Origin of the sequence: Mesorhizobium sp. IMUNJ 23033 (assembly GCF_044778005.1) — a bacterium.
Classification (GTDB): Bacteria; Pseudomonadota; Alphaproteobacteria; order Rhizobiales; family Rhizobiaceae; genus Mesorhizobium; species Mesorhizobium amorphae_A.
The window spans coordinates 118,641-144,811 of record NZ_JBJACT010000021.1 but is presented as its reverse complement, the minus strand read 5'-3'; the positions used below and the strand labels follow the sequence as shown (position 1 = coordinate 144,811).

General features: G+C 61.8%; 25 protein-coding genes. 10 read left to right on the top strand and 15 right to left on the bottom strand.

What is annotated here, in order from left to right:
* The first annotated feature begins 686 nt into the window (after positions 1–686).
* The 3 genes from ACFX5Q_RS22110 to ACFX5Q_RS22100 all read left to right on the top strand — a co-directional run bounded on the left by ACFX5Q_RS22110 (position 687) and on the right by ACFX5Q_RS22100 (position 3,623).
* Positions 687–1,577, top strand: coding sequence for a transglutaminase N-terminal domain-containing protein (locus ACFX5Q_RS22110; protein ID WP_404281377.1), 891 nt, complete (start codon positions 687–689; stop codon positions 1,575–1,577).
* Between the two features lie 199 nt (positions 1,578–1,776).
* Positions 1,777–2,334 carry an OsmC family protein gene (locus ACFX5Q_RS22105; protein ID WP_192181526.1) on the top strand — a complete coding sequence of 186 codons (558 nt, stop codon included), beginning with the start codon at positions 1,777–1,779 and terminating at the stop codon, positions 2,332–2,334.
* Between the two features lie 59 nt (positions 2,335–2,393).
* The gene (locus tag ACFX5Q_RS22100; RefSeq protein WP_404281376.1) at positions 2,394–3,623 is read left to right on the top strand and encodes an NAD(P)-binding domain-containing protein; all 1,230 of its coding nucleotides are present in this window, start codon (positions 2,394–2,396) and stop codon (positions 3,621–3,623) included.
* 42 nt (positions 3,624–3,665) lie between these two features.
* Here the strand turns inward: ACFX5Q_RS22100 and ACFX5Q_RS22095 are convergent, their stop codons facing one another.
* The 5 genes from ACFX5Q_RS22095 to ACFX5Q_RS22075 all read right to left on the bottom strand — a co-directional run bounded on the left by ACFX5Q_RS22095 (position 3,666) and on the right by ACFX5Q_RS22075 (position 7,941).
* Positions 3,666–4,556, bottom strand: coding sequence for an ankyrin repeat domain-containing protein (locus tag ACFX5Q_RS22095; protein WP_404281375.1), 891 nt, complete (start codon positions 4,554–4,556; stop codon positions 3,666–3,668).
* Positions 4,557–4,700: 144 nt separating this feature from the next.
* Positions 4,701–5,150, bottom strand: coding sequence for a CoA-binding protein (locus ACFX5Q_RS22090; RefSeq protein WP_040582505.1), 450 nt, complete (start codon positions 5,148–5,150; stop codon positions 4,701–4,703).
* Between the two features lie 5 nt (positions 5,151–5,155).
* Positions 5,156–5,527: a 2Fe-2S iron-sulfur cluster-binding protein gene (locus ACFX5Q_RS22085; RefSeq protein ID WP_404281374.1), complete on the bottom strand. Its 372-nt coding sequence runs from the start codon at positions 5,525–5,527 to the stop codon at positions 5,156–5,158.
* Complete coding sequence (locus ACFX5Q_RS22080) at positions 5,524–6,879, bottom strand: selenium-binding family protein (RefSeq protein ID WP_404281373.1); 1,356 nt, start codon at positions 6,877–6,879, stop codon at positions 5,524–5,526. The genes ACFX5Q_RS22085 and ACFX5Q_RS22080 overlap by 4 nt, the downstream gene beginning before the upstream one ends.
* Before the next feature lie 135 nt (positions 6,880–7,014).
* Positions 7,015–7,941, bottom strand: a complete 927-nt coding sequence (locus ACFX5Q_RS22075) for a DMT family transporter (protein WP_404281372.1) — start codon at positions 7,939–7,941, stop codon at positions 7,015–7,017.
* Between the two features lie 331 nt (positions 7,942–8,272).
* Between ACFX5Q_RS22075 and ACFX5Q_RS22070 the strand changes: the two genes are divergently transcribed.
* Positions 8,273–9,805, top strand: a complete 1,533-nt coding sequence (locus tag ACFX5Q_RS22070) for an FAD-dependent oxidoreductase (protein WP_404281371.1) — start codon at positions 8,273–8,275, stop codon at positions 9,803–9,805.
* Between the two features lie 126 nt (positions 9,806–9,931).
* Here the strand turns inward: ACFX5Q_RS22070 and ACFX5Q_RS22065 are convergent, their stop codons facing one another.
* Positions 9,932–11,908, bottom strand: a complete 1,977-nt coding sequence (locus ACFX5Q_RS22065; RefSeq protein ID WP_404281370.1) for an acyltransferase family protein — start codon at positions 11,906–11,908, stop codon at positions 9,932–9,934.
* Positions 11,909–12,415: 507 nt separating this feature from the next.
* On the opposite strand from ACFX5Q_RS22065, the gene ACFX5Q_RS22060 reads away from it, so the two are divergent.
* Positions 12,416–12,769, top strand: coding sequence for a cupin domain-containing protein (locus tag ACFX5Q_RS22060; protein WP_006201407.1), 354 nt, complete (start codon positions 12,416–12,418; stop codon positions 12,767–12,769).
* A 208-nt stretch (positions 12,770–12,977) separates the two neighbouring features.
* Here the strand turns inward: ACFX5Q_RS22060 and ACFX5Q_RS22055 are convergent, their stop codons facing one another.
* Positions 12,978–13,271: a hypothetical protein gene (locus ACFX5Q_RS22055; protein ID WP_404281369.1), complete on the bottom strand. Its 294-nt coding sequence runs from the start codon at positions 13,269–13,271 to the stop codon at positions 12,978–12,980.
* A 261-nt stretch (positions 13,272–13,532) separates the two neighbouring features.
* Here ACFX5Q_RS22055 and ACFX5Q_RS22050 point away from each other — a divergent pair, with 261 nt between their 5' ends.
* Complete coding sequence (locus ACFX5Q_RS22050; RefSeq protein ID WP_404281368.1) at positions 13,533–13,769, top strand: hypothetical protein; 237 nt, start codon at positions 13,533–13,535, stop codon at positions 13,767–13,769.
* A complete protein-coding gene (locus ACFX5Q_RS22045) occupies positions 13,766–14,251 on the top strand; it encodes a pyridoxamine 5'-phosphate oxidase family protein (RefSeq protein WP_404281367.1) in 486 nt (161 codons plus the stop codon). The genes ACFX5Q_RS22050 and ACFX5Q_RS22045 overlap by 4 nt, the downstream gene beginning before the upstream one ends.
* A gap of 155 nt (positions 14,252–14,406) precedes the next feature.
* Here ACFX5Q_RS22045 and ACFX5Q_RS22040 read toward each other — a convergent pair whose 3' ends face one another.
* The gene (locus ACFX5Q_RS22040) at positions 14,407–14,715 is read right to left on the bottom strand and encodes a DUF1236 domain-containing protein (protein WP_006201409.1); all 309 of its coding nucleotides are present in this window, start codon (positions 14,713–14,715) and stop codon (positions 14,407–14,409) included.
* Between the two features lie 335 nt (positions 14,716–15,050).
* On the opposite strand from ACFX5Q_RS22040, the gene ACFX5Q_RS22035 reads away from it, so the two are divergent.
* A complete protein-coding gene (locus ACFX5Q_RS22035; RefSeq protein ID WP_404281366.1) occupies positions 15,051–15,602 on the top strand; it encodes a group 1 truncated hemoglobin in 552 nt (183 codons plus the stop codon).
* Positions 15,603–16,224: 622 nt separating this feature from the next.
* Here the strand turns inward: ACFX5Q_RS22035 and ACFX5Q_RS22030 are convergent.
* From ACFX5Q_RS22030 to ACFX5Q_RS22015, 4 genes are all read right to left on the bottom strand, one after another.
* Complete coding sequence (locus ACFX5Q_RS22030) at positions 16,225–16,590, bottom strand: response regulator (protein ID WP_404281365.1); 366 nt, start codon at positions 16,588–16,590, stop codon at positions 16,225–16,227.
* Complete coding sequence (locus ACFX5Q_RS22025; RefSeq protein WP_404281364.1) at positions 16,583–17,626, bottom strand: HWE histidine kinase domain-containing protein; 1,044 nt, start codon at positions 17,624–17,626, stop codon at positions 16,583–16,585. Before ACFX5Q_RS22025 ends, ACFX5Q_RS22030 begins: the two co-directional genes overlap by 8 nt.
* 106 nt (positions 17,627–17,732) lie before the next feature.
* Positions 17,733–18,194 (bottom strand): BA14K family protein, encoded by a 462-nt coding sequence (locus ACFX5Q_RS22020; protein WP_404281363.1) that lies wholly within the window; start codon positions 18,192–18,194, stop codon positions 17,733–17,735.
* Positions 18,195–19,089: 895 nt separating this feature from the next.
* A complete protein-coding gene (locus ACFX5Q_RS22015; protein WP_404281362.1) occupies positions 19,090–20,160 on the bottom strand; it encodes a sensor histidine kinase in 1,071 nt (356 codons plus the stop codon).
* Positions 20,161–20,836: 676 nt separating this feature from the next.
* Between ACFX5Q_RS22015 and ACFX5Q_RS22010 the strand changes: the two genes are divergently transcribed.
* Entirely contained in the window at positions 20,837–22,765 is a 1,929-nt protein-coding gene (locus ACFX5Q_RS22010) for an AI-2E family transporter (protein WP_404281361.1), read from the top strand.
* 82 nt (positions 22,766–22,847) lie between these two features.
* Here the strand turns inward: ACFX5Q_RS22010 and ACFX5Q_RS22005 are convergent, their stop codons facing one another.
* Complete coding sequence (locus ACFX5Q_RS22005) at positions 22,848–23,081, bottom strand: hypothetical protein (protein WP_404281360.1); 234 nt, start codon at positions 23,079–23,081, stop codon at positions 22,848–22,850.
* 266 nt (positions 23,082–23,347) lie between these two features.
* Between ACFX5Q_RS22005 and ACFX5Q_RS22000 the strand changes: the two genes are divergently transcribed.
* The gene (locus ACFX5Q_RS22000; RefSeq protein WP_404281359.1) at positions 23,348–24,277 is read left to right on the top strand and encodes a hypothetical protein; all 930 of its coding nucleotides are present in this window, start codon (positions 23,348–23,350) and stop codon (positions 24,275–24,277) included.
* Between the two features lie 8 nt (positions 24,278–24,285).
* On the opposite strand, the gene ACFX5Q_RS21995 is transcribed toward ACFX5Q_RS22000, so the two are convergent.
* Complete coding sequence (locus ACFX5Q_RS21995; protein ID WP_404281385.1) at positions 24,286–25,227, bottom strand: phosphatidate cytidylyltransferase; 942 nt, start codon at positions 25,225–25,227, stop codon at positions 24,286–24,288.
* 83 nt (positions 25,228–25,310) lie between these two features.
* A complete protein-coding gene (locus ACFX5Q_RS21990) occupies positions 25,311–25,979 on the bottom strand; it encodes a lysophospholipid acyltransferase family protein (RefSeq protein ID WP_404281384.1) in 669 nt (222 codons plus the stop codon).
* Positions 25,980–26,171: the final 192 nt, after the last annotated feature.

The window sequence follows — 26,171 nt, the reverse complement described above, 5'->3', positions numbered from 1 at the left end:
GGTCCGAGTTCGTCCTGAACAGTACCCGGGCTGCAGTCCCAATAGGTGAGAAGGCCTACATGCGGAACAGTTGCGGCCAGCCCTTGGCTGGCCGCAAACGGTCCAACGAACAGTGCCAGCAGGTAGGCAAGAGCGAAATACCCTTGACGCATTGGATCCACCTGATCGGTTTCGGACGGCAGCCGATGTCAGGAACCATTCCCAAATGATGCGAATTTCACGCTTCGCCGGGGCTGCTCATCCAAAAAAGTCGTTACCTACATCGAGCACTTGGTGCCCAAATATAGCGCTATTTGATCCACTCAGAAAGCGACACCACTAGCTGCTGGGCGGAAAGCGCGAAAGAGACGCACATGACCCCGTTTCGACCGCGCGAAGGTCAGAAAATGGCGTCGACAACCGTCATTCGCCGATAATCGCATCAAACGACTGTTGTTGGCGCTAGCCCGCTCGTGGCGTCGCCACCGACGATGTCCGCTTACAGTGATGGGCGGAGCCACCGTGAACGACCGACAAGGGGCGCAAAGCTGCCAGGCTCTAGTTCCGGCGTGAACGTCTTCGTTGGGTCATTAGAAGACTTTCGCCTACCCCTACCGCTCTGCGCACACGCCCCAAACATGCCCCATCGGACGCACGCCCAAAACACTATATGATCGCGCCGCGAATGAAGCTGCCGACGGACGCCGATGCCGATTTTTTCAGTCAAGCACACGACCGTCTATCGCTATAGCCGGAAGGTGAGCTTTGGCGAGCACCGGCTGATGTTCAGGCCGCGCGACAGTTTCGATCAGCGGCTTCTCGACCACGCTCTGTCCGTCGACCCCGAGCCGAAGGAGGTTCGCTGGATCCATGACGTTTTTGGCAACTGCGTTGCGGTGATCGATTTCAAGGGTTCGGCCAGGGAACTCCTTTTCGCGACAGACATCCGGCTCGATCACACGCCGCAGCATGCGCCCGATTTCCGCATCGATGAGGCGGCGCTGAATTATCCGTTCTCCTACGATCCCGACGAGGCGGCCGACCTTGCGCAAACAATGGAGCGCCATCATCTCGACGACGGCGACGAGGTCGGCAAATGGGCGCGACAGTTCGTCAGTGCCGCCGGGCGCACCGAGACCGGCAAACTGCTGATGACGCTCTGCTACGCCATCCACGAGAGCTTCGTGTACTCCCGTCGCATCGAAACCGGAACGCAGCCGCCTCTCATGACCTTGCATCTGCGCAAGGGCACATGCCGGGACTTTGCGCTTTTCATGATGGAAGCGGTCCGCTCGCTCGGCTTTGCCGCCCGCTTCGTGACTGGTTACGTCTATGTGCCGAGCCGTGACAGTGATGCCGTCCGCGGCGGAGGCTCCACGCACGCCTGGTGCCAGGTTTACTTGCCTGGGGCAGGTTGGATCGAGTTCGATCCAACCAATGGCATTGTCGGCAACCGGGATTTGATCAGGGTAGCCGTGGCTCGCCATCCCCGGCAGGCCATCCCACTTTCGGGAAGCTACTCCGGCAGCGCCTCGAGTTTTGTCGGGATGACCGTTGAGGTGAAAGTGGCGAAGGAAATCGACGGGAACAAAGATTAGCTGCGTCCGATGCATTCCGGAACTGTTCAGGCTGCCCGGTTTAGCTCGAAAAGGCACCCGAGGGACGCCCATGCCTCTGCGGAATCAACTTGAAGAAACGCTTCGCGACCCATACCATCGAAGGTCATGGTGAAATCTGATCAGGAGGTCAGTGGAATCGGTCGGGTTTTTGAGCCAGTGCAAGGTAGGGAGGATAATCATGGCTTCCGAAGTACAGGCAAACAATGGCGTTAACGTAGAGGCGCTGCTCGCAGCAAAAGAAGCGCTTACAAACGCCCCGGAGGCTGCGCAGTTCAAGTGGCGCGCGGCTTGCGAATGGAAGGATGGCACCCACAGCCACTCGACGGTCGAGAGCTTCTACGGTCTCGGCCAGGACCAGCATCGCAAGACCACCTTCGCATTCGATGCCGACCATCCGGAGGTCTTCGCTTCCCTGGATCAGGGCGCCACGCCCGTCGAATACGTGCTGGTCGGGCTGGCCAGTTGCCTGACCGCTGGCATCGCCGCGGTAGCCCAGAACCGGAACATCCAGTTGAAGTCGGTGAAGGCGACCATCGAAGGCGACATGGATATTGCCGGCATTCTCGGCATCGACAGCGACGTCCGCAACGGCTTCAGCGGCATCACGGTGAAGTACAACATCGACGCCGACGCCAAGCAAGAAGACATCGAGGCTCTCGTCGCCCAGTCGCAGAAGCGGTCGGCGGTCTATGACATTGTTACCAATCCGACGAACGTCACGGTCGTGGTGAATTGAAAGGCGCTTCGAGCCGTAGACTCTCCCGATAAGAGGGCGCGATTAGTTCCGTCACCACAGTGATCGTCGGCGCAGGGCACGCGGGGCTCGCGATGAGCCGCTGCCTCGCGGAGCGTTCTATCGACCATGTTCTGCTGGAGCGCGGCGAGATCGCCCATACCTGGCGCACCGAGCGATGGGATTCGCTGCGTTTGCTCACCCCGAACTGGCAGAGCCGGCTGCCGGGCTTCCGCTATGACGGCGACGACCCCGACGGCTACCGGACGATGCCTGAGGTGATCGACTTCCTCGGCAACTATGCCAAAGCGATCTCGGCTCCGGTCAGAACCCACACGACCGTTACCTCGGTTCGCAGCGACGGGGCGGGATATCTCGTGCGCACCGACCGCGGCGAGTGGCGGTGCCGGACCGTGGTGCTGGCGTCGGGCGCGTGCAATGTCGCGCGCCTGCCCGATTTCGCCGTCCGCGTGCCGTCGTCGGTCGCCATGTTGACGGCGCAGTCCTATCGCAATCCGGGTCAGGTCGCCGATGGTGGCGTGATGGTGGTGGGCGCGTCGGCCAGCGGCACCCAGATCGCACAGGAGCTGCAGCGTTCGGGGCGTCAGGTGACCCTGTCGGTGGGCGAGCACATCCGGGCGCCGCGCGTCTATCGCGGCAAGGACCTGGAATGGTGGATGGACGCCGTCGGCGTGCTCGACGAGCGCTACGACGAGGTAGACGACATCCGGCGGGCGCGACGGGTTCCTTCGCTGCAGCTTGCCGGCACGCCCGACCGCACCACCCTCGACCTCAATGCGCTGGTCGGCCTCGGCGTCAGGCTCGTCGGCCGTCTCGCCGGCATCACCGAAGACGGCAAGGCCCAGTTTGCGGGGTCGTTGCGCAACATGTGCGCGCTTTCCGATCTCAAGATGGCCCGGCTGCTCGACCTGATCGACGAATGGGCGCGCGCCAACGGCCTGGACGCTACGGTCGGGCCGCCGGATCGCCTGCCGCCGACCCGTGTCGAGGACGACCCGCCGCTCGGCCTCGACCTCGCCGGAGGCGCGATCAGGACGATCATCTGGGCCACCGGCTACCGGCCGGACTACTCCTGGCTGGAGCTGCCGGTCCTCGACCGCAAGGGCCACGTCCGTCACGACGGCGGTGTTGCGGAACATCCGGGCATGTACCTGATGGGGATGCAGTTTCTGCGCCGCCGCAAGTCTTCGCTGATCGACGGCGCCGGCGACGACGCGCGTGATCTCAGCGACCATCTGGCCTCGTATCTCAGGCAAAATTCAAAGTGCTAGCCGACGCAGGCCCGTAGCAGTAGTTGCACAGATACCATCGATTCAGGGCAGCGGGATCGGCTCGTCGCTGAGTGTGCGCAAGTAGGCGATCAGGTTGACCCGTTCGGTATCGTCCGGGACACCAGGAGTCTCCATCTTGACGCCCGGCGTGGTGAGCATGGGCCCGAAGAGATATCTGTTCAGGTCCTCGTACGTCCATACACCCTCCCAGCCCAGCAACGTGTCGGAGTAACGCATATTTGCCACAGATGCTTTGTCGCGGCCGACGACGCTCCACAAGTTCGGTCCTATTTTGTTCCCTCCCCGTGGCTCGACGTTGTGGCAACTGGTACACCGGCGGGTGAAGTAGGTTCGGCCTTTCTCGACATCGGCAGTAGCCAACTTCATCGAGATTGGGGCTGGTGTTGGCAAGACGACGCCGTGCGACAAGAGATAGTCGGCAACTTCGCGTTGCCCCCTGCTTTTTGCCAGATGGAGCGGTGTCTTGCCGTCCATTGTCTTCGCATTCACGTCTGCGCCGGCCTCGACCAGTGCCTTCACGCAGTCGAGACAATCGAGAGTGACGGCGACATGAAGGGCGAATTCGCCACCACGGTTGGAATTTGGATCTGCGTCCCGCTCCAGCAACAGCTTTAACAGATCGATCTTGCCTGTCCCTACAGCCGCCATCAGCGGGGGACCACCAGTCGTCTGGGCGTTGACGTCCGCACCACGTTCTATGAGCAGTTTTGCCGCTTCGACGTGGCCCATCCAGACCGCAAAATAGAGCGGCGTTGCGGTTCCATCACTCTCATCTATACCGGCGCCTGCATCGAGCGCCGCCGTGATCGCCGCGACATCGCCGTTCATGGCGGCGTCGTGAATGTCGGCGGCATGCGATACAATCGGGATGTGTGCGAGCAGTAGTGGAATGAAAAGCAAGGACATGCGCATTTGGCATCTCCCAAGGCAAACCGCGGTACGCGTCACGCTTTCAAGACGGCAAAGTCTACCTCAAAATCCCCGATCGAGACAACGCCCGCATCGCGACGCTATGAGAAACAAGCCGCCAACTTCCTCGCCTCCGTGATCCTGCAATCATATTCCCAAATGCAATTTCGGCTTCCAGAAGGGGCGGAACAACTCGATCTTGGGACAGCGGTTCATCACCACTTTCAAGCCCGCTTCCTCTGCCAGCCGGGCGGCAGCGTCGTCGCGCACTCCAATCTGACCCCACAGAACCTTGGCATTGATTGCGATGGCCTCCTGCGCGACCTCCAGCAGATCTTCGGAGCGGCGAAAAACCTCAACCATATCGACCGGCCGGTCGATGGCCGCCAGTGACGGGTACACCTTGAGCCCTCGAATTTCCTCCAGACCGGAACTGGGGTTGACCGGGATCATGTCATAGCCGGTTTCGTGCAGCACCCTGAGAACACCATAGGAAAACTTGGTCTTGTCGGGGCTCGCCCCCACCATCGCGATGGTTTTGACCGACTTCAGAATGTCTTGCAGATAAGCCTCCGAATAGGGCTCATCATGATTCATATGGGTCATTTCTTTGCTTCCAACGGGGTCGCAATATCGGCTTTCAATTCATGTGCGGCCAAGGGATCAAGGAAGGGGTTGCGATAGAGCTTGTCGTGGCTTTCAACGCCGACCTCCAGCGTGCAGTCGCTCAGAGGGCGGGCGACGCAGAGGATTATGTAGCCATTGTTGATCTGGCGGTTGTTCAGCGCCCGCTGCGCCTTTTGATCGACTTTGCCGCTGATCATCTTTGCCGCGCAGCTTATGCAGCCGCCATACTTGCACCCGTAGGGCAGGTCCACGCCCTGCTCGCGCAAGCTTTGCAAGAGGGGCTTGCGGTGATCGACGTCAAAGGCCGCACCGCCTTGATTGGCGAGAGTGATGGTGAAGCGGGTCATACCCAGATGTCGCTCGTGCAATCACCGCCGGGATAACGGGTTTCGTGGCAGCGGCTCGGTCCATTTGGTTCCTTGCCAAAATCAACGACAAACAGCGGATCAATTTCCATGCCGCCGTTTTCCGTATCGCAATTGACCATCAGCATGCATCCGCCATTGGTGCGGATTTCCGGATAGAACTGATTGTCCCAGGTCGAGAAGAGCGAGGTCGTCACATAGAGACGCTTGCCGTCGAGGCTGAGCTGTATCATCTGCGGCCCGCCTGTCACTTTCACGCCATTGACCTCGGGTGCACGGCCGAGAAGCCCGCCCATCCACACTTGTCCGGTAAGCTTGGCGTTGTGGGGGTCCGAGATGTCGTACTGACGGATGTCGCCATGCAGCCAGTTGCACAGATAGAGGTATCTGTCGTCCATGCTGAGCAGAATGACTGAGATCACGCCCGGTATTGGTATCGGCCATTCCGGATGCGGCTCATTGCCGACATCGACAATTTTTTCCCATTGCCAGTCACCCGCCGCATCCTTCCACCAATGGATGATGTTTGCAGAGAGGGCCGCGCCAACAAAGCCGTGACTGCTGTCGGGATTATGATGGAACCGCACTTCCAGTGGGATCAAGCCATCTTCACCGAGATAGAACGTTTGCTTCGGCTCCTTCTTTTCAAAATCCCACAAATGGATCTCTCGGCCATATTTCAGATGGCCAACCTCTTCCAGGTCAAAGCCAGGCATAAAGGTATTCGGCGCGGCCCATTCCGAGCTGACCATTACGTTGTGTCGCGGCTGGTACCAGAAATCATAGCCAAACTTGATACTGCCCATGGAGTTTTCCCAACGGCCGACGATCTCGAACTCCTTGCTGAGTTGCAGATAGCCGCCGGGGGCATTGCCTTGAGCGTCGCCAAGCATGGAAACGATGATGTCCGAGCCGAGGCAATGCACTGTGTGTGGTGCCGACAGATTGGTCCTGGCTTTGATTTCAGCGCCGTCTATGACCTTGAACAGTGTCGGATTGCGCGGATCGGTACCGCAATCGACAATATGCAGATTGGACGAGCGCACACCCGGCACAATCAGATATTTCCGCTCCATGCTCGCATCGCCATGGCACGACGAACAGGCATTCCAGCCCGAGTGATGAAGCTCATCGCCAATACCCGGCATTTGCAAACGTGAAATGACCTGGCTGTAGGTCGAACTCTCCGGGTCGACATCGATGGTGCACAGATAGTCCGGCTTCTGAATGCCGGTGCCGGTGTAGATGGCAATCGTATAGAGCAGCTTTTCGCGAGGTGCCGTCATCGCCTCGGCAGGAGAAGCATAGCCCGGTCCACAGCAATGATTGGTCATGGGTACTTCCCTTTGAACAGATCACTGGCCAGCCCCAGGGGGCAAGCTGGAATGTTAGTGCATGCTTGCCGTTGGCGCTACGGCCGCGGTGGCCGGCGAAGCGCACCCGTACAATCCGGCGACAGGGCGCCTTCCTCAAACGGCGGCCTCGATTGGCTCGGCAAGCTTCGGGTTTGCGCGCGCAGCGATCAGGCAGCCGGCGACGATCAGGCACGCTCCTGCCAGCGTGGTCCAGGCTGCCGCCTCGCCAAAGAAGAACCAGCCGAGTGCGATCGCCCAGATGAAGGCCGAGTATTCCGTTGGGATCAGATATTGCGCTTCGGCGCGGGCGTAGGACCAGCTCATCAGGAATTGGCCGCTGAGCGACAGGACCGTCACGCCGGCCAGAGGAAGCCAAAGATTGGCCGGCAAGGCGACCGCGAGCCACGGTGCGGCGCAGCCGAGGACGATTGCATTGGCAAGGCTCTGGAAGAACATGATCTCGATTGGTTTGGCCAACAGCGCCTGTTGCCGGGCGAGCACCAGATTGTAGCCGTAGAACACAGTCGACATAAGCACCGCTGCCGTGCCAAGCAGGGCATCTTGCGAATAGCTTTCCTGCCCAAACTGGCCGGCCATTATGATCGCCACGCCCGCGATGCCGGCCATCGATGCCCAGATGGCCTGCCGCCGGATTCGTTCGCCCAGCAACAGCGCGGCGAGGAAAAGCGCGAACAAGGGCGCGACGAAGCTAAGCCCGATCGCCTCCGCGAGCGGCAGCCTCGCGAGCCCCCAGAAGAACGATAGCAGAACGATACAGATAACCGCGGCACGCAACGCATGCAGCCTCAGCACCGAAACGGTTGGCCGCGAGCGCGGCCCTGCCGACCACCCTGCGCCCGCGACTGCAGTGGCGAGCATGCTGCGCCACAGCACCGTATTGTAGACGCCTATGGCGATAACCAGGGTCTTCATCGCCGCATCCATCACGGACAGGAGGAAGATCGCGAGCGCGCATACAAGCACCGGGATCATCGGGGAAACGGTGCCTGTCTGGCTGGATATCTTCACGGCTTCACTCATGTGACGGATTGCAGCCGATATCGCAGAGCAAGCGGCAGGGCCAGATGGCAGCTCCCTCGATATGGCGGTCCAATACAGACCAGCGGTAGCATCGTGCCCGGAAGATGTCCTGGGAGCGCGGAGCGTCTTCATCGTGGCGGCTGGCTTGATGGCGCAAAATTGGAGTCTGCACGCTGCTCACTGGCAACGAATGATGTGGCCGAACGTTTGGCAGAAGCGGCGTCGAGAACCCGATGGCGCGCTGGCCGGAAGACAAGTCCGAGGTTGGCGACCCCGGAGGATTTCGCGCTTCTTGGCCGTGCAGGCGATAGGATCGCCAGGGGAGAAGGAAATGGCTGAAGGTCATACCAAACCAAGCGGGCCGGATCTGGTGCAGGGCATCCCTTTCTCCGAGCTTGCCGATGGCGGAAAGCTGTTAGGTCATTGCGGCGATGAACAGGTGCTGCTGGTGCGCCGTGGGAGCGAGGTCTTCGCCATCGGGGCGACTTGCACACATTACGGCGGGCCGCTCGTCGACGGTCTTGTGGTGGAGGATACCGTTCGGTGTCCCTGGCATCACGCATGCTTCGATTTGCGCACGGGCGAGGCCCTACGCGCGCCCGCTTTCAACCAACTCGCCTGCTGGTCGGTGGAACTGCGCGATAACAGGATATTCGTCGGCGAGAAGCGCAAGCGGACAGCGCCGAAGCAGCGCGGTGGCAACTCCGGCCGGGTTCCAGAGAAAATCGTCATTGTCGGCGGTGGCGCGGCCGCGTTCGCAGCGGCCGAAAGACTGCGGCGCGAACAGTATCAAGGCAGCATCGTCATGGTCAGCAGCGATGCAGCGCCGCCGGTTGATCGGCCCAATCTTTCCAAGGACTACCTCGCCGGCAAAGCGCCGGAGGATTGGGTGCCACTTCGCGGAGAAAGCTTTTACGCAAAGAACAATATCGACCTGCGTCTCAATGCCAGTGTCGCCGGTGTCGATGCACGTTCTGCCGAAGTTGTACTCGCCGATGGGGAGCGGGCTCCCTTCGACAAGCTGCTGCTTGCGACCGGAGCCGAACCGGTGCGCCTGACCATCCCCGGCGCCGACCAGCCCCACGTCCACTCGCTGCGCTCGTTCGCCGATTGCAAGGCGATCATCGCACAAGCCACTACTGCGCGCCGCGCCATCGTGCTTGGCGCCAGTTTCATTGGCCTGGAAGTTGCCGCGGCCCTGCGCTCGCGCGATATCGAAGTTCATGTCGTGGCGCCGGACAAGCGACCCATGGAGCGGGTCCTGGGTCCGCAAATGGGCGACTTCGTCCGCGCCCTCCATGAGGAGCATGGTGTCGTATTTCATCTCGAGGACGCCGCGAGCAGCATCAACGGTAGCACGGTGAAACTCACCAGCGGCAAAACATTGCCGGCGGACCTCGTTGTCGCCGGCATCGGTGTGAAACCGCGGACGGGGCTCGCCGAAAGGGCTGGGCTCAGCCTCGATCGCGGTGTCGTGGTGAACGCTTTTCTAGAGACAAGTGCACCCGGGATCTTCGCGGCCGGCGACATTGCGCGCTGGCCAGATCCTCACAGTGGCGAGAACATTCGGGTCGAGCATTGGATCGTTGCCGAGAGGCAGGGGCAAACAGCGGCGCTCAACATGCTCGGCCATCGTGAGAAATTCGTCGCCGTGCCCTTCTTTTGGAGCCAGCATTACGATGTTCCCATCAACTATGTCGGCCATGCCGAACAATGGGACGAGATCGCGGTCGATGGAGATATCACAGCCAAGGATTGCCTGCTGCGCTTCAAGCGCAAAGGGCGCCCACTGGCTGTCGCGTCGATCTTCCGCGACGTTGAGAGCCTCGAAGCCGAACTGGAAATGGAGCGTCAGATGACCTGACGGAGCGCTCCGCGAAGACCTCCGTCACGGCCACATACCGCGCGCGACCCGAAGGACTGGGAGCGATGAGGCGCCATGTAAATGTCGGAGAGCTTACTTACCCGCCAAAGTGAGAGTAGCCACCCCCTACCTCTGCGCCACCACCTGCCTGAACACGGCCTTCTCCACCTCCGGCTCAAGCGACTCCGCGAACGATGTCGCCAGATGATGGCGGTCGCGGTAGGCGATCTTGCCGTTGATGTACACGTGGCAAATGGTGGCGTCGCAGAACTGGTCGGTCATGTCGATGTAGCTGGCGTTGGGGACGCTGCGTACGATCTCGCGCTCCACCGCGGCCGTTGCGTCGTTGGCGGCGTCGGTCCGCTTCTGGTCGCAGAGCGAGGGCGCTTCGCCTCGCCACAGCGCTCTGGCCACGCAGGTGTCGACATGCTCTTCGTTGAACGGCACGTCGCGGATGAAGGCGACTTTCAGCCCGGCCTGGCTGAACGCTGAAAGCGTCGCCCGCAGGCCATCGCGCCACCGAGCGTCCTGGTCGGCTGGGATCTGGGCGTCGGGCGACATCTTGCGCGAACTCGCCAGCGCGATCTCCGAGATCACCACCAGGCTCGGCCGCGCCGCGATGATCTCCTTGATCGACTGCGCGCGCCATTGATCGCACTCGGTGTAGTCGCGCTTCAGCTTGGTCACCCACACCGTCAGCTGCGAGGCCCGGCAGGACGATTTGAGCCAGGTGACCACCTTGGCGTCGTTCTTCCTGGCCGCTGCGATCAGTGGCGTCGACCAGTGGTCGGCATGCGAATCGCCGAACAGCGCGATCGTGCGCGGCGCGTTCTTGTCGCCGAACTCGCAGGGCTTTGGCGTCACCGTCTCGTAGTCGAGCACGCAGCCGACCTTGGCGCGCGCAGTGGAGGGGCGCGCCGCACTCTCGGCAATGCTGCGCTGCACCGGGTCGAGGTCGCTGACGGCGAGCCGCGCATTGGCATAAGCGGCTGCGACGCCGGTGCCGGTCAGGAGGACGGCCGGCACCAGCGCCCGCGCCGCACTGGCCATAAGCCAGCCATTGCGGCGGATCGGGTTCTCGATGACATGATAGGTGAAGAGGGATAGTGCCAAGGTCAGTGCCATGCAGCCGACGCGTTGCAGCGGCGTCAGATCGGGCACCAGCATCGACGCATAGACGATCACCGGCCAGTGCCAGAGATAGAGCGAATAGGACAGCTTGCCGACCCATTGCAGCGGCGGCAGCGCCAGTGCGGCACTCGGGCCGCTGCTGGCGCGCAGCTCGGCATTGGCGGCACCGGCCAGCAGCAGCATCACCGTGCCGGCCACCGGCGCCAGCGCCATGAAACCGGGGAAGGGCGCCTCCTCGGTGAAGCTGAGATAGGCGCCGGCGATCAGCGCCAGACCCAGCCACGCCAGCGGCGCGCCGAGCTGCGGGCGCTCGCGCCAGAAACGTGCCGGCACCATGGTGGCGAGACCGCCGGCGGCGAATTCCCAGGCGCGCAGCGGCGAGAAATAGAACGCCCAGGGCTGCGCCACCGTGGTCAACCAGGCGCAGACGGCGAAAGAGACGAGGCCAACGAGGCCGATCACCAGCATCGCCGCGCGCTTGCCGGGGGCGAGCCATGCCGCCAGCATCAGCAACGCCGGCCAGGCCAGATAGAACTGCTCCTCCACCGACAGCGACCAGAAATGGATGAACGGGTTGCTGGTCGCATCCGCGGCGAAATAGTCGAACGACCAGCGGATCAGCCACAGATTGATCATGTAGGCCGAGGCGAACATGGCGCCCTTGGAATAGAGCGACTGCTCTTCCGGCGACAGCACGAAGGCGCCGGCCACCAGCGTGGCGAGGATGACGAACAGCGATGCCGGGAGCAGCCGCCGCGCGCGCCGCGCATAGAAGCGCCAGAGGTTCAGCCGCCCGGTCTCGGTGATCTCGGTGAGCAGATGTTTTGTGATAAGGTAGCCGGAGATGACGAAGAAGATGTCGACGCCGGTAAAGCCGCCGGAGAGCGACGTAAGGCCGAAATGGAAGGCGATCACGCCCGCCACCGCCACGGCGCGCAAGCCTTCGATATCAGGCCGGAACGATGCTGACACGATTGTTGAACCTCGCGCTGGTGCATGACCCCGAACCGATGGTCCGCACCGGCGAGAAACAGCTCGCCGGGGATCACACGTGCTGCAGCGCCTCCGCGCGCATCGAACGCGCGGCACCACAACCGTTGACAGCCCGCCCGTGTCAAGACTCGCGCCTATGGCCAGATACCGCAATGCAACATATTTAACGCAGTGCAACATAAGTGGAGATGGCGAGGCGCGGCGCCCCTACCTCGCCCCTTGTGGGAGAGGTCGGATTGCCAGCCGATTTGTCCTTCACAATTCGGCTGGCAATCCGGGTGAGGGGTACGCTTGGCGCCAAGCTGGAACACCCCTCATCCGTCTTGGCGCTGCGCGCCGATCCACCGCCCTGGGCGAGTCACTTGCCTCGCCCGCCCTTCGGGCCCCACAGGGGGAGAAGGAAAGGGCCGTTGCGGCCCGTGTTGCCCGCATCCGCCGCATCGGCTATGCAGCGCCAGCCAATGTCGGCGCAAAACGGAGCCCATCATGACCGACACCACCATCCTCAAATTCGGCGCCGTCGACAATGCCGAGGCCGGCGACCTCGCGGGCTGGGTGGTGGTCGAGGGCAAGCCGACGATGAAGACCGCCGTCCAGCACACCACCGCCGACGGCAAGGTGATGTCCGGCACCTGGCAGGCGACGCCAGGTACCTATCACGCGACCTACACCGACTATGAATTCGTGCACATGATCGCGGGCCGCATCATCATCACCCCGGACGGCGGCGCGCCGGTCGAGGTCGGGCCTGGCGATGCTTTCGTCGTCGAAGCCGATTTCAAGGGCACCTGGAAGATCATCGAGCCGGTGACCAAGCATTTTGTCGTCAGGGTCGACTGATCCGCGGCCGCGCCCCCAGGCAGCCGAGCGAGGCGCAGGGCAGGCCCGAGTTGAGACGATATACAGCCCGCTGAATATTAGGCGAGGCTAAACGCACATCTCATGATCCCGGTAAAGTAACTGAGACAGAGCGCCCCGCCGAGTACGCCTCAATCCCAAAAAATGGCGGGCATCTCTGCCCGCCATTTCCATTGGCAAGAGCCGGCGGCTAGTTTGCGCCGCCCAGCTGCTTGGTCATCTTGCAGAACTCGTCATGCGCCTTGGCAATGGCCTCGTCGCCGCATTCCTTCGTCATGCCGGCGCGATCCTCTTCCTTCATCGCCAGCCAAGCGACCTTGAATTCTTCCGCCGGTCTCATGGTCTTCATGTCGGCATCGGTGAAGAAGGGCGTCATCTTCGCCGGGTCGTCGAGCGCCGAGGTTCCGGTGCTGCCGCCCGCAAGGGCTGCACCGCTCATCATCGTAAGCGCCATCGCGCCCGTGCAAAGCATCTTGATGTTCATGATCAATTCCTCTTGTTGCTTTTCAGATCGTCAAAGCGACCAGGGGAGGAACGGGTCGTTTGCAAAAGGGTTCCAAATACTTTTCAAAACGGAGTATGAAATTTTAAAAGATTATTGATTGAGAAAATGCTTTTCTATTGTAAACTGGTGACCGCTGCTGAAGCTCGATGGTCCTGCGGGTAGGCGCGGGTGTTGCCCCGCGCTTCTGCCTTGGCGGAACCTATCATCATCTCAGCCTGTTGTGTCGCAGGAAGGCGGCCCATGCCCCTCACTGTCCGAACAACGCTCTGCGAAATTCGCGACGACCTGCATGCCCTGCGCAAGACGGTGGCGGCGCGCGGCCAGATCCAGAAGATCCAGGCTATCGACCCGCTGATCGGTGTTGCCGAAGCAGAGGCGGTGCATGCCATCCCGGCGCATCGATCTGGGACAATGATCCCGAAGGTCAGCCTGACCATCAACGCAAGCGAACACCAACGGAAAGAACAATCGCAATGAACATCAAGGAGATGACGCGGCCGGAATGCGTTGCCCTGTTGAAGTCGACCAGGCTTGGCCGCCTAGCCTGCGTCAGGGACAACCGGCCTTACGTGGTGCCGATCCACTTTGCCTTCGGCGACAACGCCATTTTCAGCTTCTCTCTGCCCGGCAAGAAGGTCGAATGGATGCGGGAGAACCCGCATGTCTGCCTGCAGGTCGACGATGTCGGCGGCGACGGCTGGAAGAGCGTCGTCGTCGATGGCCTGTTCGAGGACTTGCCGAGGGCGCCGGAGGTCGACAACACGATTCCCGCCGTCGACCAGCAGCTTCCCAAGTCGAACCATGACCGGGAGTTTGCCTGGTCGCTGCTGCAGAAGCATGCCAACTGGTGGGAGCCCGGCGCCCTGAATCTGGGCGGCGCAACGCCGGCCATTTCGGGCAGCCATCTGTTCTATCGGATCAAGATCGAGGCCATCTCCGGACGGCAGGCGTTTCAGTAGGTGGCATCCCGGCGAGGACCATCGAAGGCGGAAGGCGCAAAAAACCCGCATTCCAGAGGGGACTTTGGAAGCGGGCTCTTTAGACACCAAACGCTCGGGTGTTCGATGTGTCTATCAACACGTCACCCAGGCGTTTGTTCCCATTCGCGGCATGGTTAGTCGATGACCTGCACGATCCTGCGTGTATCCGGGTCAACCAGCACCGTACGATCTTGAACGACGACGTACTTGTATTTCACGTCGGGCACGTCGATCGTATGAAGTTCAACCGTGTCGGGCAGAGGCGAACCGACATTGAGTTCCACGCCGAGCAGGCTGACCGACGCAAGCTTCTGCTTGTGCACGTATTCGCGTATGACGGTCTGCTGTTCGGGAGCAATCACGATGACGTCCTCTGCAACGGCCGCACCAATACCGGCGACCAGAACAAACCCGGCGGCGGCAGCGATAAGATAATTCTTCATTGTAAACTCCTGTGAGCTTCGCCTTTGGATCGTCGCGGGCGACTGGCTTGATAGTCCCGTTATGGCGAGCCCATGGAGCTAACTCTGGCCGCTGCCTATCGTTCCCATCAGCGCCGTCTAAATGATCAGCCCGCTCGGATAGTCCGGTTGGCGCCATGCTCGAATCTTCGCCCATGCCGAAGGTTCGCATGTTGATGGTGGGAATGCCGTCAATCGGAATAATTCGGCTGGGAGGCTCGTTAATTCCTCAGACGATGGCGGATTAAGACTCTGCCTTCATTGAAGCCGCCAGACAGGCTGCGGCTTGTTCTGGCCCAACTCGGAGGGAACCAGAGATGAAAACGGCTGTTTCGACCCCTTTCACAAGACGGATCGTCGTCGCAGGGCTGGCAGTGACCGCCGCGACGACGGCTGTATTGTCGGCGGACAACGCGCACGCGCAGGACGAGCAATCCACGCCTGAGAAAAGTCTGTACGAACGGCTGGGTGGCGTCTTCGCCATCGCAGCGGTGGTGGATCACTTCAGCGACGCCGTCGTGAAGAATCCCATCGTCGGCAAGAAGTCCAAGAACCCGCAGCTGCGGAAATGGCACACCAAGAACCTGGAAAGGCTGCCCGGCCTCAAGTTCATGCGCACGCTGTGGGTCTGCGACGTTTCTGGTGGACCCTTCAAATTCACGGCCACCAAGCCTGGCACGACGCCGCTCGGCCTTGAGGAGGCGCACCGGGACCTGCGGATATCTCCCGCGGAATTCGATGAGGTCGCAGCGGAACTCGGACGGACCCTGGACCACTTCAAGGTTCCGAAGGCCGAGAAAACCGAGGTCCTGGCAGCCTTCGCCGCGCACAAGGACGAGGTCACCGCCGGCTACGTCAAGAAGGGCTGAAGTCCCCTGTGTTTCCGCGTTCCAGGGTCATGAGGAACGATCGGACGGATGATTCCGGTCGCGCAACAAGGTGCGATCCCGAGAGATTTTCCAGGAGGCAACAAAAACCCGCGCCTCTGACGGAGGGCGCGGGCCAATCGGGCGGAGTGCGGGAACGAAGAGGTCCCGGACTCGTCGATGATCTTCGCGGTTTAGTACCAGCGTCCACGGCCGTAGAAGCCGCCGCCTAGCAGAAGAACGATAAGAACTATGACCAGTATTGTGGTGATATCCATATAGGCCATGCGCCTCCTATGTGCGTGATTGATGCCTGTCCTAAACCGATCGGTCTAACGCAAGCCAAAAAAGCTGAGTATCAATAGTACGATAACTACGGCGCCGACCAGCCAAATAATGCTATTCATAACGGCCTCCCTTTACCTCGAGATGCCATGGCGAAAACTATTGTCAATAGACGCAACGACTGTGCAGCGTTTTTGTTCCAACGCGTTGAATTTATAGTTCGGCAGAGTGCCGACAGTCGGTTTCCAGGACGGAGCTACCCGACTCTGAGAGGATGCGGGCCAATCAGCACCGTCTGAAGCCGCGCCGCGCCGGTCATTCCCGGAGCTTTGTTCCTCGATCAACGAGAAAGAAGGCGCTCGAGTTGGCTGCTGAGTTCGTCAAAGCTGAACGGTTTGCGAAGGACGGCACGGTTGCTGAAGCCTTCGCGCATGTCGCGACCGCTGTTACCAGTCGAATAGATGAAGGGCACACCGCGCTCGGCAAGCGCGTCGGCCACGGCATTGCTGTCGTCGCCATCCAGATTCATATCCAGCATGGCGGCATCGAAAACCTGCGCTTCGATCAGGGCGATCGCCTTTTCGATCGTGGCGGCTGAGGTGACGGACTCGCATCCAAGATCGCCCAGCATGTCCTCAATCATCATCAGGACCAGAATTTCATCCTCGACAACGAGGATGCGGCGGCCAGAAAGCAGTTTATCCATCACGAGTTCCCGGTACCGGAATGTTCATCGTGCAGATCAACCCGTCCGGGCGATAGTCGAGTTGCACAGTGCCTTCGAGCTCGTGGGTCAGGCCGCGCTCGATCACGCGCGAACCGAACCCCTTTCGCAACGGCGGCGTAATCTTCGGCCCGTCCTTCTCTTGCCATGACAGGACCAGTCGGCGGCCCTCCGAGGTCGGCTCGATCGTCCAGTCGATCCGGATCGAACCCTTGTCATTGGAAAACGCACCATACTTCACCGCATTGGTCGCGAGTTCGTTGAACGCGATGCCAAGTGCCAGGGCCGCCCTTGTCGAGAGGCGGATGTTCTCGCCGGTAATCACCAGGCGCTCCGCCCGACCGTCGGTGACGCCGAACGGTTCCAGGGCATCGTGGAGGACATCGAGCAACCCGGCGCTGTGCCAGTTTTCGCGCGTCAGCAAATTGTGCGACCGGGAAAGCGCAAACAGCCGCGACTCGACGGCCTCGCGGATCACCTTTGGATCGGAATTCGCTCGCGATGCCTGCCAGACGATCGACTGCACCGTTGCAAGCATGTTCTTCACGCGATGGTTCAATTCGTCGATGAGCATCCGCGATTGCGCCTGCTCCTCCTTGTGTCTGGTGAGATCGACGAAGGAGGTAAAATACTGGACGATGGCGCCGCTCCTGTCGCGGACAGGATTGACGAAAAGGGCCGCCCAGAATTCGCTGCCATCCTTGCGCCTGTAAAGGATTTCCGTGCTCGCCTCCGAATTGGCTTCGAACTCCGCCTTGATACGTTTCAGCGCTCCGGCGTCGGCGCCGTCCGCCATCAGGAAATTGAAGGACTGACCCAGGACCTCTTCCCTGGCGTATCCGGTCAGGGCGAGGAACGCGTCATTCGCAAAAATGATCGGATTGCCGGGTTCCTTTGCATCGGTGAAAACCATGGCCATTCTGGTTGTCTCGGCGGCAACAACGAACGGGCCAAGGTCGTGCTGAAAGCCCTCGACTTCGGCTTCGGCGTCCTTCTGCTGTTCGGACTTGTCAGGCATCGTAACCATTGATCCTAATCAAGGCGCAGCACCAAAAACCCGCGCGAAAGGGGGGTCCACATGGATTGAAAAGCCCGCGCCGTCACCAGCGCGGGCTCGTACTTTATCAGTAGGGCGAATTGCACTGCCGACGAGGGCCGTAGTTGGGCTGGAACGTGTTGTCCGAAGCGCGATAGCTCCGGTACCGATCGTAGCACCACTCCACATGGGCATCACCGCCGCGATAGACACGGCTCTGGTTGTTGTTGATGATCGCACTGGTGATCAGCGCGCCGGTGGCGAAGGCCGCCAGCGGGAACCAGTAGTCGCCATGACGGCGATAGCCGCGATGGTAGTCACGATAGCCGCGATGGCCATTCCAGTAGGCGCCATCATTTTGCGAAAAATTGCGATTGCGGTTGACGCTCCGGTGCTTCCTCCACGGCTTGTGATCGATCGCCTGCACATCAGACGAGGCGGAAGGCGCTTGCGGCTGGAATATCCCGGCAGCGCCGGCAGGCCCGGCAGCGGCGGCCGCGAACGATACTGACAATGTGGCCGCCAGCAAACCCGATACGATCTTGTTCATTTTTCCTCCTTGAAGGGTGGTTGACGTCCCTATGGATTTAAAACGATTTAACCGCATTATGGTTCCGCCCGGTGCTGGAAGGGCCGCGCCGGCAATATCAGATCGCCTTTCGAAAGTTCGAGGCCAAAAGGAAGCCCACCGGCTTTGACACCGATGGGCTGCGCTTCATCGCTGAAGCGGTCCTAGAGCGGCGAGTGTGTCAGCCGCCGCTGGCGGGTGCAGCCGGGGCCGGTGCGGGTTCGGCAGGCGCCGGTGCGGGTTCGGCAGGCGCGGGAGCCGGCGCGGCAGGCGCCGGTTCAGCCGGAGCGGGTGCAGCCGGAACGGGTGCGGCAGGCGCTTGGGCCGCAGGCGCATCAACCTTCACGTTGACGTCACCCCCGCCGCCCCCAGGCATGTGGACGATACCCGTGGCAAACAGCAATACGACTATTGCGACGATTGCCACGATGACGGCGATAACTGTGGTGCCACCTCCGCCTCCGCCTGAATTGATAACAGTTGGGCCGTCAGCCATAATTTATCTCCTTTTCAGATTACAAAAAATCCAAGCGTTTCAGACGCAAGCCCAAAATAGCGGTGCGACTATCACCGCAAATGCTTCTGCCCAGGAGCTTTCCCAAGAATCGCTCGAAGATAAACGGACGACATCGGCTTCCGTTCCTTGAAGGGACGACTGGCCAAAGAAGTTCCATTGCGAAGGTCTTCCTGAGGATGCTTCATACAGGCTTTGATGCTAGCTCGACAGGCATGCCGCCGGGTACCCGGCCTCCCGTTTGGTTTCCTTTCCAAACGGGCAGCGCGGCCCGATAGTTCCGAACACTCAGGCGCTCGACACGGGGAAGCGGCAGCGGATTGGTTCCAGGGGTGGCTGAGCAGGCCCGAATGTCGCGGAAGGCTACGCCGCCCGCGGAATGCGCGAGATGAATGTCGCCCTGGTCACCGAAACGCTGGTGCCGTCGATGTCGCTGATGACCTCGATCTTGGCCTCCAGCTGCTTGACCAGTGCCTCGACGATGGCTGTTCCGAGGCCCACGCTCGGCACTTCGCCGGCCGCCTTGCCCGCGCCATTGTCCGAGACCGTCAGCTTCCAGTCGCTGCCGTCGGTCTCGTAGGTCACCTGGATCAGCGCCTTGGCCTTCTCCAACGGGAAGGCATATTTGATCGCGTTGAGGACAAGCTCGGTGACGATCAGGCCGAGGCTCACCGCCTTCTGCGAGTCTATCCTGCCGCCTTGCGCCGTGACGTTGACCTTGATCGGCTGGTCTTCACCGACCATCGACGAGGCCAGGCTGCTGCACAGCTTCGACAGGTAGGACACGACGTCGATTTCCTCGATGCCGGTCGAGGTGTGGAGATGACGCTGCACTTCGGCCACCGACAGCACCCGCTGATGGGCGTCCTTCAGGTGCTGGCGGGTTTCCTCCGAGGTGACCGAGCGGGCCTTCAGCAACAGGATGCTGGCGATGATCTGCAGGCTGTTGGCAACCCTGTGCTCCATCTCGCGCAGCAACACGTCCTTCTGTCGCAGCAGCTCTTCGGTGCGGCCGAGAAGCTCTTCCTTTTCCTTCTCGATCGAACGGCGGGCCGTGATGTCGTTGAAGGCGAGCAGGATGGTAGTGGCCGAACTGTGGTCGTAGAGCACCTTTCGCGCGTTGAGCAGCATCGTGCGCTGGCCGATATTGGGGAAATCATGCTCGACCTCGAAGCCGTCCATGGCGGTCTTCTCGGGGATGATCGTCTCCAAAAGCAGGCGCAGTGCCGGAATGTCCCACTGGCCATCGCCCAGCGCATAGAGCAGCGATCCGTGCGTCTGAGCGGGATCGACCTGGAAGGTCTGGTAGAAGGAGCGGCTGGCCGCCAGCACGCGAAACTGCTCGTCGAGCACGAGGAAGGGTTCGACGATCGTATTGACGATCGCCTGCGCCAGGGTCTGCGCATCTTCGATATTGGCAATGGGGTGGAACATGGCTTTAAGCCGGTCCGGGGGAGTTTTGCCCCGCTTCTTCCACCTATTACACCGTTGCCGGGCCTCTGTCGCGAATTGAATCGATCCGCCAGTGCCAGCCTGCCTTCTCCCTCTTGGGGGGCGAGCAGCCGGATCAGGTCATGCAGACACCGATCGGTGGCGCCCCTCCACATGTTCCCCGCCGGGGTTTCGGTCTGATCCTGCTATCGGACCTAAGTCTGAGTGCCGCGCGAAAAGGTCTGCAGTGTCATATCGCCCGGAACCTTGGGGCCCAGTACTCGTTCCCAGAAGCAAGTTTTCAGGAGGAAAAGATGGATGAGAGCGTCGGTCAAGCTCGCTGGCTATTGGCGCCAGTTTTTGGAGTATGTATAATTTTCATGACGATTGGCGTCTTCTTTAGCTGATCTATGAAGATGCGTCTTAAGTATGGGTTAGATGCACCGGTATCTACACAGTAACGTCCCTTCCTGTGTCGATAGGGTTTGCCCGCGACCCGCCCCGGGTGGCGGGCGAAGCCTTGTGAGGCAGCACTATCCTGTGGAACGCAAACATTGCGCGCCGACTAAATATACCCGATCATGACCTTGCAGGGTGGAGGCATCAAGTGACGACCAGTCGTCGAGACCCGTCGGGCCCCGGGCTGGGGAGCATTCTTTCCGCTGCCACGGCCCCGCGCATGTCATTGCCCACCGTCGCGACTGTCGTGGCGGCGATCGCCGCTCTGTATTTCGGCCGCGAGGTTTTCCTGCCGATCGCCATCGCGCTGCTGCTGACCTTTGCGCTCGCTCCGGTCGTTTCCGCCCTCAAACGAATAGGCCTTCCTCGCACCCCTGCTGTCATCGTCAGTGTGCTCAGCGCATTCGCGGCACTCGCCCTGTTATCCTTCATTGTCGCATCGCAGGTCAGCGAACTGGCGCAGAACATCCCAGTTTACCAGACAAACATCCTGACCAAGGTCAGATCCCTCAAGGAGACCGGCGTCGGCGGCGGCATCGTTTCCAGATTGAGCCGCGTGGTCGAGCGCATCGGCCAGGAGATCGAGCGCCAGGAGCCGCAGCTGCCATCCGCTGCCGAGGCACCGAAACGCGAGCCCCTGCCGGTCGAGATCGTCGCCCGCGAAAGGCCGCTCGAAGTGCTGCAGAACCTGGTCGGCCCGCTGATCAGCCCACTGGCCTCGGCCGGCCTGATCATCATCGTCGTCATCTTCATGCTGCTGGAGCGGGAGGATCTACGCGACCGCTTCATCCGCCTTGTCGGCTATGGCGACCTGCATCGAACCACCCAGGCGCTTCAGGATGCCGGCACGCGGGTCGGCCAATATCTGCTGATGCAATTGGTGGTGAATATCGTCTACGCCATACCCATTACCATCGGGCTCTGGATCCTGGGCATTCCCAATGCACTGCTGTGGGGATTGCTGGCGCTCGCGCTGCGCTTCGTTCCCTATATCGGCCCGGTCATCGGAGCGCTGCTGCCGCTGTTCCTGGCGCTGGCGGTGGCGCCCGGCTGGTCGCTGCTGCTGTGGACCGCCGGGCTGTTCGTGGTCATGGAGATGCTCACCGGCAACGTAATAGAACCCTGGCTCTATGGCTCGCGCACCGGGCTGTCGCCGCTCGCCATCATCGTCGCGGCGATTTTCTGGACCTGGCTCTGGGGACCGCTCGGCCTGGTCCTGTCGACGCCGCTCACCGTCTGCCTGGTCGTGCTCGGCCGGCACGTGCCGCAGTTCGAATTCCTCGACGTCCTGTTCGGCAACGAGCCGGTGCTAGAGCCGCATGCCCGGCTTTACCAGCGGCTGCTGGCGGGCGATCCCGATGAAGCCACCGACCATGCCGAGGAAATGCTGGAAGAGAAGTATCTGGTCGAATTCTACGACAAGGTCGCCATTCCCGCCTTGCTGCTTGGCGAGCAGGATCGTGTCCGTGGAGTCATGGACGAGCAGCAGCGGCAGCAGGTGGCGGCCAGCGCGCTGACGCTCGTCGCCAATCTCGACGACAGCGCGCAGGAGGAAGCGGCCGAGGAGGATGAGCTGACCGCGACCGAAGACGCCAGCACGGCTGCGCAGAAAGCCGCGGCCGGGGAAGGCAAGGATGCAGAGGGCGAGGACGACATCGAGCTGCCCGACGGATCTGGCATGTCGGTGCTTTGCACCGGCGGGCGCGGCGAACTCGACGATGCCGCCGCCGCCATGCTGGCGCAGGTGCTGGAAGTCCAGGGCGCGACGGTGTCGAAGGCAAGCTTTACCGATATGGAGCCCGCCAGCATTCGCCGCCTCGAACTCGACGCCGTCGACAGCGTCGTGGTCGGCTTCCTCAATCGCGATTCCGTCAAGCACGCCCGTTTCCTGGTGCGCCGGCTGAAGCGCGCCAGGCCGGCGTTAAGGGTCGGCATCGTGTTCTGGTCGGAGGCCGGCAACAAAGACAGGCAATCCGCCGAAGCGCTGGCCGGCGACATCAACGCCGATTTCGTCGCCTATGGCATGGTCGACGCCGTGCTGGGCGCGCTGACCGACGCGCCGCCAGTCAAGCTCAAGCTCGCCGCGAAGCGTCGCCTGCGGCGACGCCCGCCCGCCCGCAAGAAGGCGGCTCTCGCTGTTGCCGGCTGAGGCCGCGGCGACGGGGCTGCAGGCCTAGCCGTCGTCGCGCGCGGACCATTGGATCCGGGCGTCACGGCTAGCAGAAAGCGACCTATTGGAAATTGAAATACAGCGCCGGCGGATACTGCGATCCGTCCGTAGCCGGCGCCGCCTTTGCGTCGGCAGGCGTGATCCCGCCCGTCGGTGTGTTGTCGAGCGGCGGCCGGGTCTTCTCGACCTTGGCGGCGTTGTCCCCAGTAGCTGGGGTCTGCTTCTTGGCCTCCGCCGCTTGCGACAGTGCAAGCGCGACGAGCAGCGTGGATAGCATGGTTAGAACGAGTTTCATGACGGCTCCCCTGTCTTTCCCGGCGTGACGTTACCGCCGACTGCCGGGCCTGGAAGGGCAGGCACGTGGAATGCCATGGAATTCTTTGGAATTGCTGGATTATTAGCCAATGGAAATATAATATGGGGCAGGGAACGCTGCGCCGGCGAAATGCCGGCGCATGGCATGGCCCGGGCAGGGGCATGATCCCAAAAATTGGGAACCGGGTTTGGACAAGATCCATGCGCGGACCGGAAATGTGACATGCCCTGGGCAGCAGCAGCCGGATGGCACAATACATCGCGCAGAAACTGCGGCTGACGTCAGCCGTTCTGGGCACTGTCACCCGCAAGGACCTGGCGGCGGCGTTCCGGCGCGTCAATCCGGAGACGTCGTTCGACCTCGGCCGTGCCGACAAATGGCTGCAAGGCCGCGCGCAGCCGCGCCAGCTCAGCGTCTATGACGATTGGGCGAAAGTGTTGCGGCTGGAGCAGCCCGGCGCCTGGATCGCCGAATGCGATCTGGCGAGCTTCACGGCGGCGATATCGGCCCGCCATGGCATCGACAGGAACGAACTGGAGCGCCGCGCCAGCGCCCAGCTCGAAGCATCGTCCTCGCATGACGATCGCGGTCTCGGTATCGCGCTCGCCGGCACCTATGCCTGCTACTCACGCGCGCTGTCGCCCTATTATCGCGGCCAGTTGATCAGGGGCGACCTGTCGATAGAGGCCGGGCCTGGCGCGCATGGCCTCAGCGCCATTTATCGCGAGGCCCTGCCGACGGGCCAGCTCGCGCTTGGCGGTCCGGTCATGCCGGCAAAGCGCGGCCTTTACATGTATCTGAGGGAAGCCGGCGGCGATGCCCAGTTCTTCCTCTGCCTGTTCCCGCAGTCGCAGCCGGGAAGCGTGCTTGGCGGCTACATGTGCGGCACCACCATCATCGGCCCGGAACCGCAGCCCTCGATCACCAGAATCCTCGTCTTCCGCCTGCGCGATCCGCTGCCCGGCGCCGAGGCACGAGGCGGATATCTGTTGCCGGAACAGTCGATAACAGAGGATCTGGCCTCGCTCGGCATGGCCATCGAGCACCCGGAGGCGGTCGAGCGCCGGCTCACCGAATTCCTTTTTGGCGACGGCGGCGCCGACCAGATTCCGCCGGCGGAATTCCGCGCCATCCTCGACGTGTTCGACCGCGATTGGCTGAGCCATGCGGGCTAGGCGGGCCTTCACACCGACCAGAAATAGCGCACGGTGTGAAAGAACACCGGGGCGGCGAAGACCAGGCTGTCGGCGCGGTCCATCATGCCGCCATGGCCTTCGATCAGGTGGCCCCAGTCCTTCACGCCCTGGTCGCGCTTGATGGCCGAGGCGACAAGTCCGCCGAGAAATCCCATCAGGCAGGCGACGAGGGCGACAGCCGCCGCCTGCAGCGGCGAGAACGGCGTCAGGAAGGACAGCAGCGCGCCGAGCAGGCTCGATGCCGCCAGCCCGCCGACCAGCCCTTCCCAGGTTTTCGACGGCGAGACCGCCGGCGACAGCAGGTGCTTTCCGAACAGCTTGCCGAAAATGTATTGCAGCACGTCGCTGCCTTGCACGGTGATGATCAGGAAGGCGATGAGCAGCAGGTTGCGGCCCTCGAAGCCGGGCACGTTGAGCGTCAAGAGCGCCGGCACATGGCTGACGCAGTAGACCGAGATCATGACCGCCCATTGCTGCGCCGAGACGCGTTCGAGGAAGCGCTCGGTGTCGCCGTTGAGCGCGGTGATCGCCGGCATCAGCAGGAAGCAGTAGACCGGGATGAAGATGGTGAAGAGCCCATACCAGGCGGTCCACACCAGCCAGTACTGGAACGGGATGATGAGGCCGAACATGCCGAGCAGCACCCAATGGTCGCTGCGCTGGCTGTGCGTCAGCGTCACGAATTCGCGCAGTGCCGCAAACGAGATCAGCGCGAACAGGATGGTCATGCCGGTGCGGCCGAAGAAGAAGGCGACGGTGATCGCCACCACCATCACCCACCAGGCATTGATACGCTGGGTGAGATTGACCAGCGTCGAGGACAGCGGCTTCGGCGCCCGCCACGACAATATGCCTGCGACGAGGCTGGCCGTGGTCAGCACGCCGACCAGGCCGATCACCAGGATCATGGTTTCATGCATCGGCGGCATTATCATACCGGGCCTCCGGCCCTTGATTTTTGCTTGACCATGATCTTGTCCAAAAACCGGAAGCCACTTTTTGGGATCATGGTCTAATCGTCTCGATCCGGGCGGGGGTTGAGCGCAAGCAGCGTCTGGCGGGCGCGCTCGAGAAAGGCGCGCCGGTCCTCGCCGGGCGCGATGGTCACCGCCGGGCCGAAGACGACGCGGCAGAGCAGCGGCACCGGCAGGAACTGGCCCTTGGGCAGCACGCGCGACATGTTCTCGATCCAGCACGGGATCAGTTCGACCTCGGGCCTCGCCATCGACAGATTGTAGAGGCCGGAGCGGAACGGCAGCAGCTTCTCGTCTGACGTGTTGCGGGTGCCTTCGGGAAACAGGATCAGCGAATGACCCTGGTCGAGCACGGAGAGCATGATCGAGATCGGGTTCTGCGCCTCGTCGGTCCACTGCCTGTGGATCAGCACTGACGACAGCATGTCCTCGGCGATGTAGCGGCGCAGCCGCGACTTGCCCCAGTATTCCGCCGCCGCCACCGCATGGGTGCGGGCGCGCACCTTTTCGCTGAGGCAGGCTGACAGCAGGATGAAGTCTCCATGGCTGGCATGGTTGGCGAAGTAGATGCGCTGCCGCTCCGAGGGCTGGCTGCCGTTCCAGATCGGCCGCACCCCGGTCACCACCCAGGCCAGCGCCGACAGGCCGACCGAGGTCACCGTCTGCAGCAGGGTAAATGTGTTGGCGCGGAGGTGGAGCTTGGTCATCGAAGGGCCCATAGGAATGCCGCGACGAGCGACGCCGCCACGAACAGGGCGAAGGCGAGGCGCTGCTTCATCAGCAGGCGGCGCGTGCCCCGCCATGCGCTGGTCGAGCGAGCGAGTGGCGGCAGGTGCGGGCTTGAGCCGCATGCGCGCCAGCACGTCGTCGATCGCCGCACCGCCGGCTGCTTCATTGTC

Bases quoted from the DNA above. Each gene is read 5' to 3' on its own strand.
- ACFX5Q_RS22110 (WP_404281377.1), top strand. From the start codon at position 687: ATGCCGATTTTTTCAGTCAAGCACACGACCGTCTATCGCTATAGCCGG.
- ACFX5Q_RS22105 (WP_192181526.1), top strand. From the start codon at position 1,777: ATGGCTTCCGAAGTACAGGCAAACAATGGCGTTAACGTAGAGGCGCTG.
- ACFX5Q_RS22095 (WP_404281375.1), bottom strand. From the start codon at position 4,556: ATGCGCATGTCCTTGCTTTTCATTCCACTACTGCTCGCACACATCCCG.
- ACFX5Q_RS22090 (WP_040582505.1), bottom strand. From the start codon at position 5,150: ATGAATCATGATGAGCCCTATTCGGAGGCTTATCTGCAAGACATTCTG.
- ACFX5Q_RS22085 (WP_404281374.1), bottom strand. From the start codon at position 5,527: ATGACCCGCTTCACCATCACTCTCGCCAATCAAGGCGGTGCGGCCTTT.
- ACFX5Q_RS22080 (WP_404281373.1), bottom strand. From the start codon at position 6,879: ATGACCAATCATTGCTGTGGACCGGGCTATGCTTCTCCTGCCGAGGCG.
- ACFX5Q_RS22075 (WP_404281372.1), bottom strand. From the start codon at position 7,941: ATGAGTGAAGCCGTGAAGATATCCAGCCAGACAGGCACCGTTTCCCCG.
- ACFX5Q_RS22070 (WP_404281371.1), top strand. From the start codon at position 8,273: ATGGCTGAAGGTCATACCAAACCAAGCGGGCCGGATCTGGTGCAGGGC.
- ACFX5Q_RS22060 (WP_006201407.1), top strand. From the start codon at position 12,416: ATGACCGACACCACCATCCTCAAATTCGGCGCCGTCGACAATGCCGAG.
- ACFX5Q_RS22055 (WP_404281369.1), bottom strand. From the start codon at position 13,271: ATGAACATCAAGATGCTTTGCACGGGCGCGATGGCGCTTACGATGATG.
- ACFX5Q_RS22050 (WP_404281368.1), top strand. From the start codon at position 13,533: ATGCCCCTCACTGTCCGAACAACGCTCTGCGAAATTCGCGACGACCTG.
- ACFX5Q_RS22045 (WP_404281367.1), top strand. From the start codon at position 13,766: ATGAACATCAAGGAGATGACGCGGCCGGAATGCGTTGCCCTGTTGAAG.
- ACFX5Q_RS22040 (WP_006201409.1), bottom strand. From the start codon at position 14,715: ATGAAGAATTATCTTATCGCTGCCGCCGCCGGGTTTGTTCTGGTCGCC.
- ACFX5Q_RS22035 (WP_404281366.1), top strand. From the start codon at position 15,051: ATGAAAACGGCTGTTTCGACCCCTTTCACAAGACGGATCGTCGTCGCA.
- ACFX5Q_RS22030 (WP_404281365.1), bottom strand. From the start codon at position 16,590: ATGGATAAACTGCTTTCTGGCCGCCGCATCCTCGTTGTCGAGGATGAA.
- ACFX5Q_RS22025 (WP_404281364.1), bottom strand. From the start codon at position 17,626: ATGCCTGACAAGTCCGAACAGCAGAAGGACGCCGAAGCCGAAGTCGAG.
- ACFX5Q_RS22020 (WP_404281363.1), bottom strand. From the start codon at position 18,194: ATGAACAAGATCGTATCGGGTTTGCTGGCGGCCACATTGTCAGTATCG.
- ACFX5Q_RS22015 (WP_404281362.1), bottom strand. From the start codon at position 20,160: ATGTTCCACCCCATTGCCAATATCGAAGATGCGCAGACCCTGGCGCAG.
- ACFX5Q_RS22010 (WP_404281361.1), top strand. From the start codon at position 20,837: ATGTCATTGCCCACCGTCGCGACTGTCGTGGCGGCGATCGCCGCTCTG.
- ACFX5Q_RS22005 (WP_404281360.1), bottom strand. From the start codon at position 23,081: ATGAAACTCGTTCTAACCATGCTATCCACGCTGCTCGTCGCGCTTGCA.
- ACFX5Q_RS22000 (WP_404281359.1), top strand. From the start codon at position 23,348: ATGGCACAATACATCGCGCAGAAACTGCGGCTGACGTCAGCCGTTCTG.
- ACFX5Q_RS21995 (WP_404281385.1), bottom strand. From the start codon at position 25,227: ATGCCGCCGATGCATGAAACCATGATCCTGGTGATCGGCCTGGTCGGC.
- ACFX5Q_RS21990 (WP_404281384.1), bottom strand. From the start codon at position 25,979: ATGACCAAGCTCCACCTCCGCGCCAACACATTTACCCTGCTGCAGACG.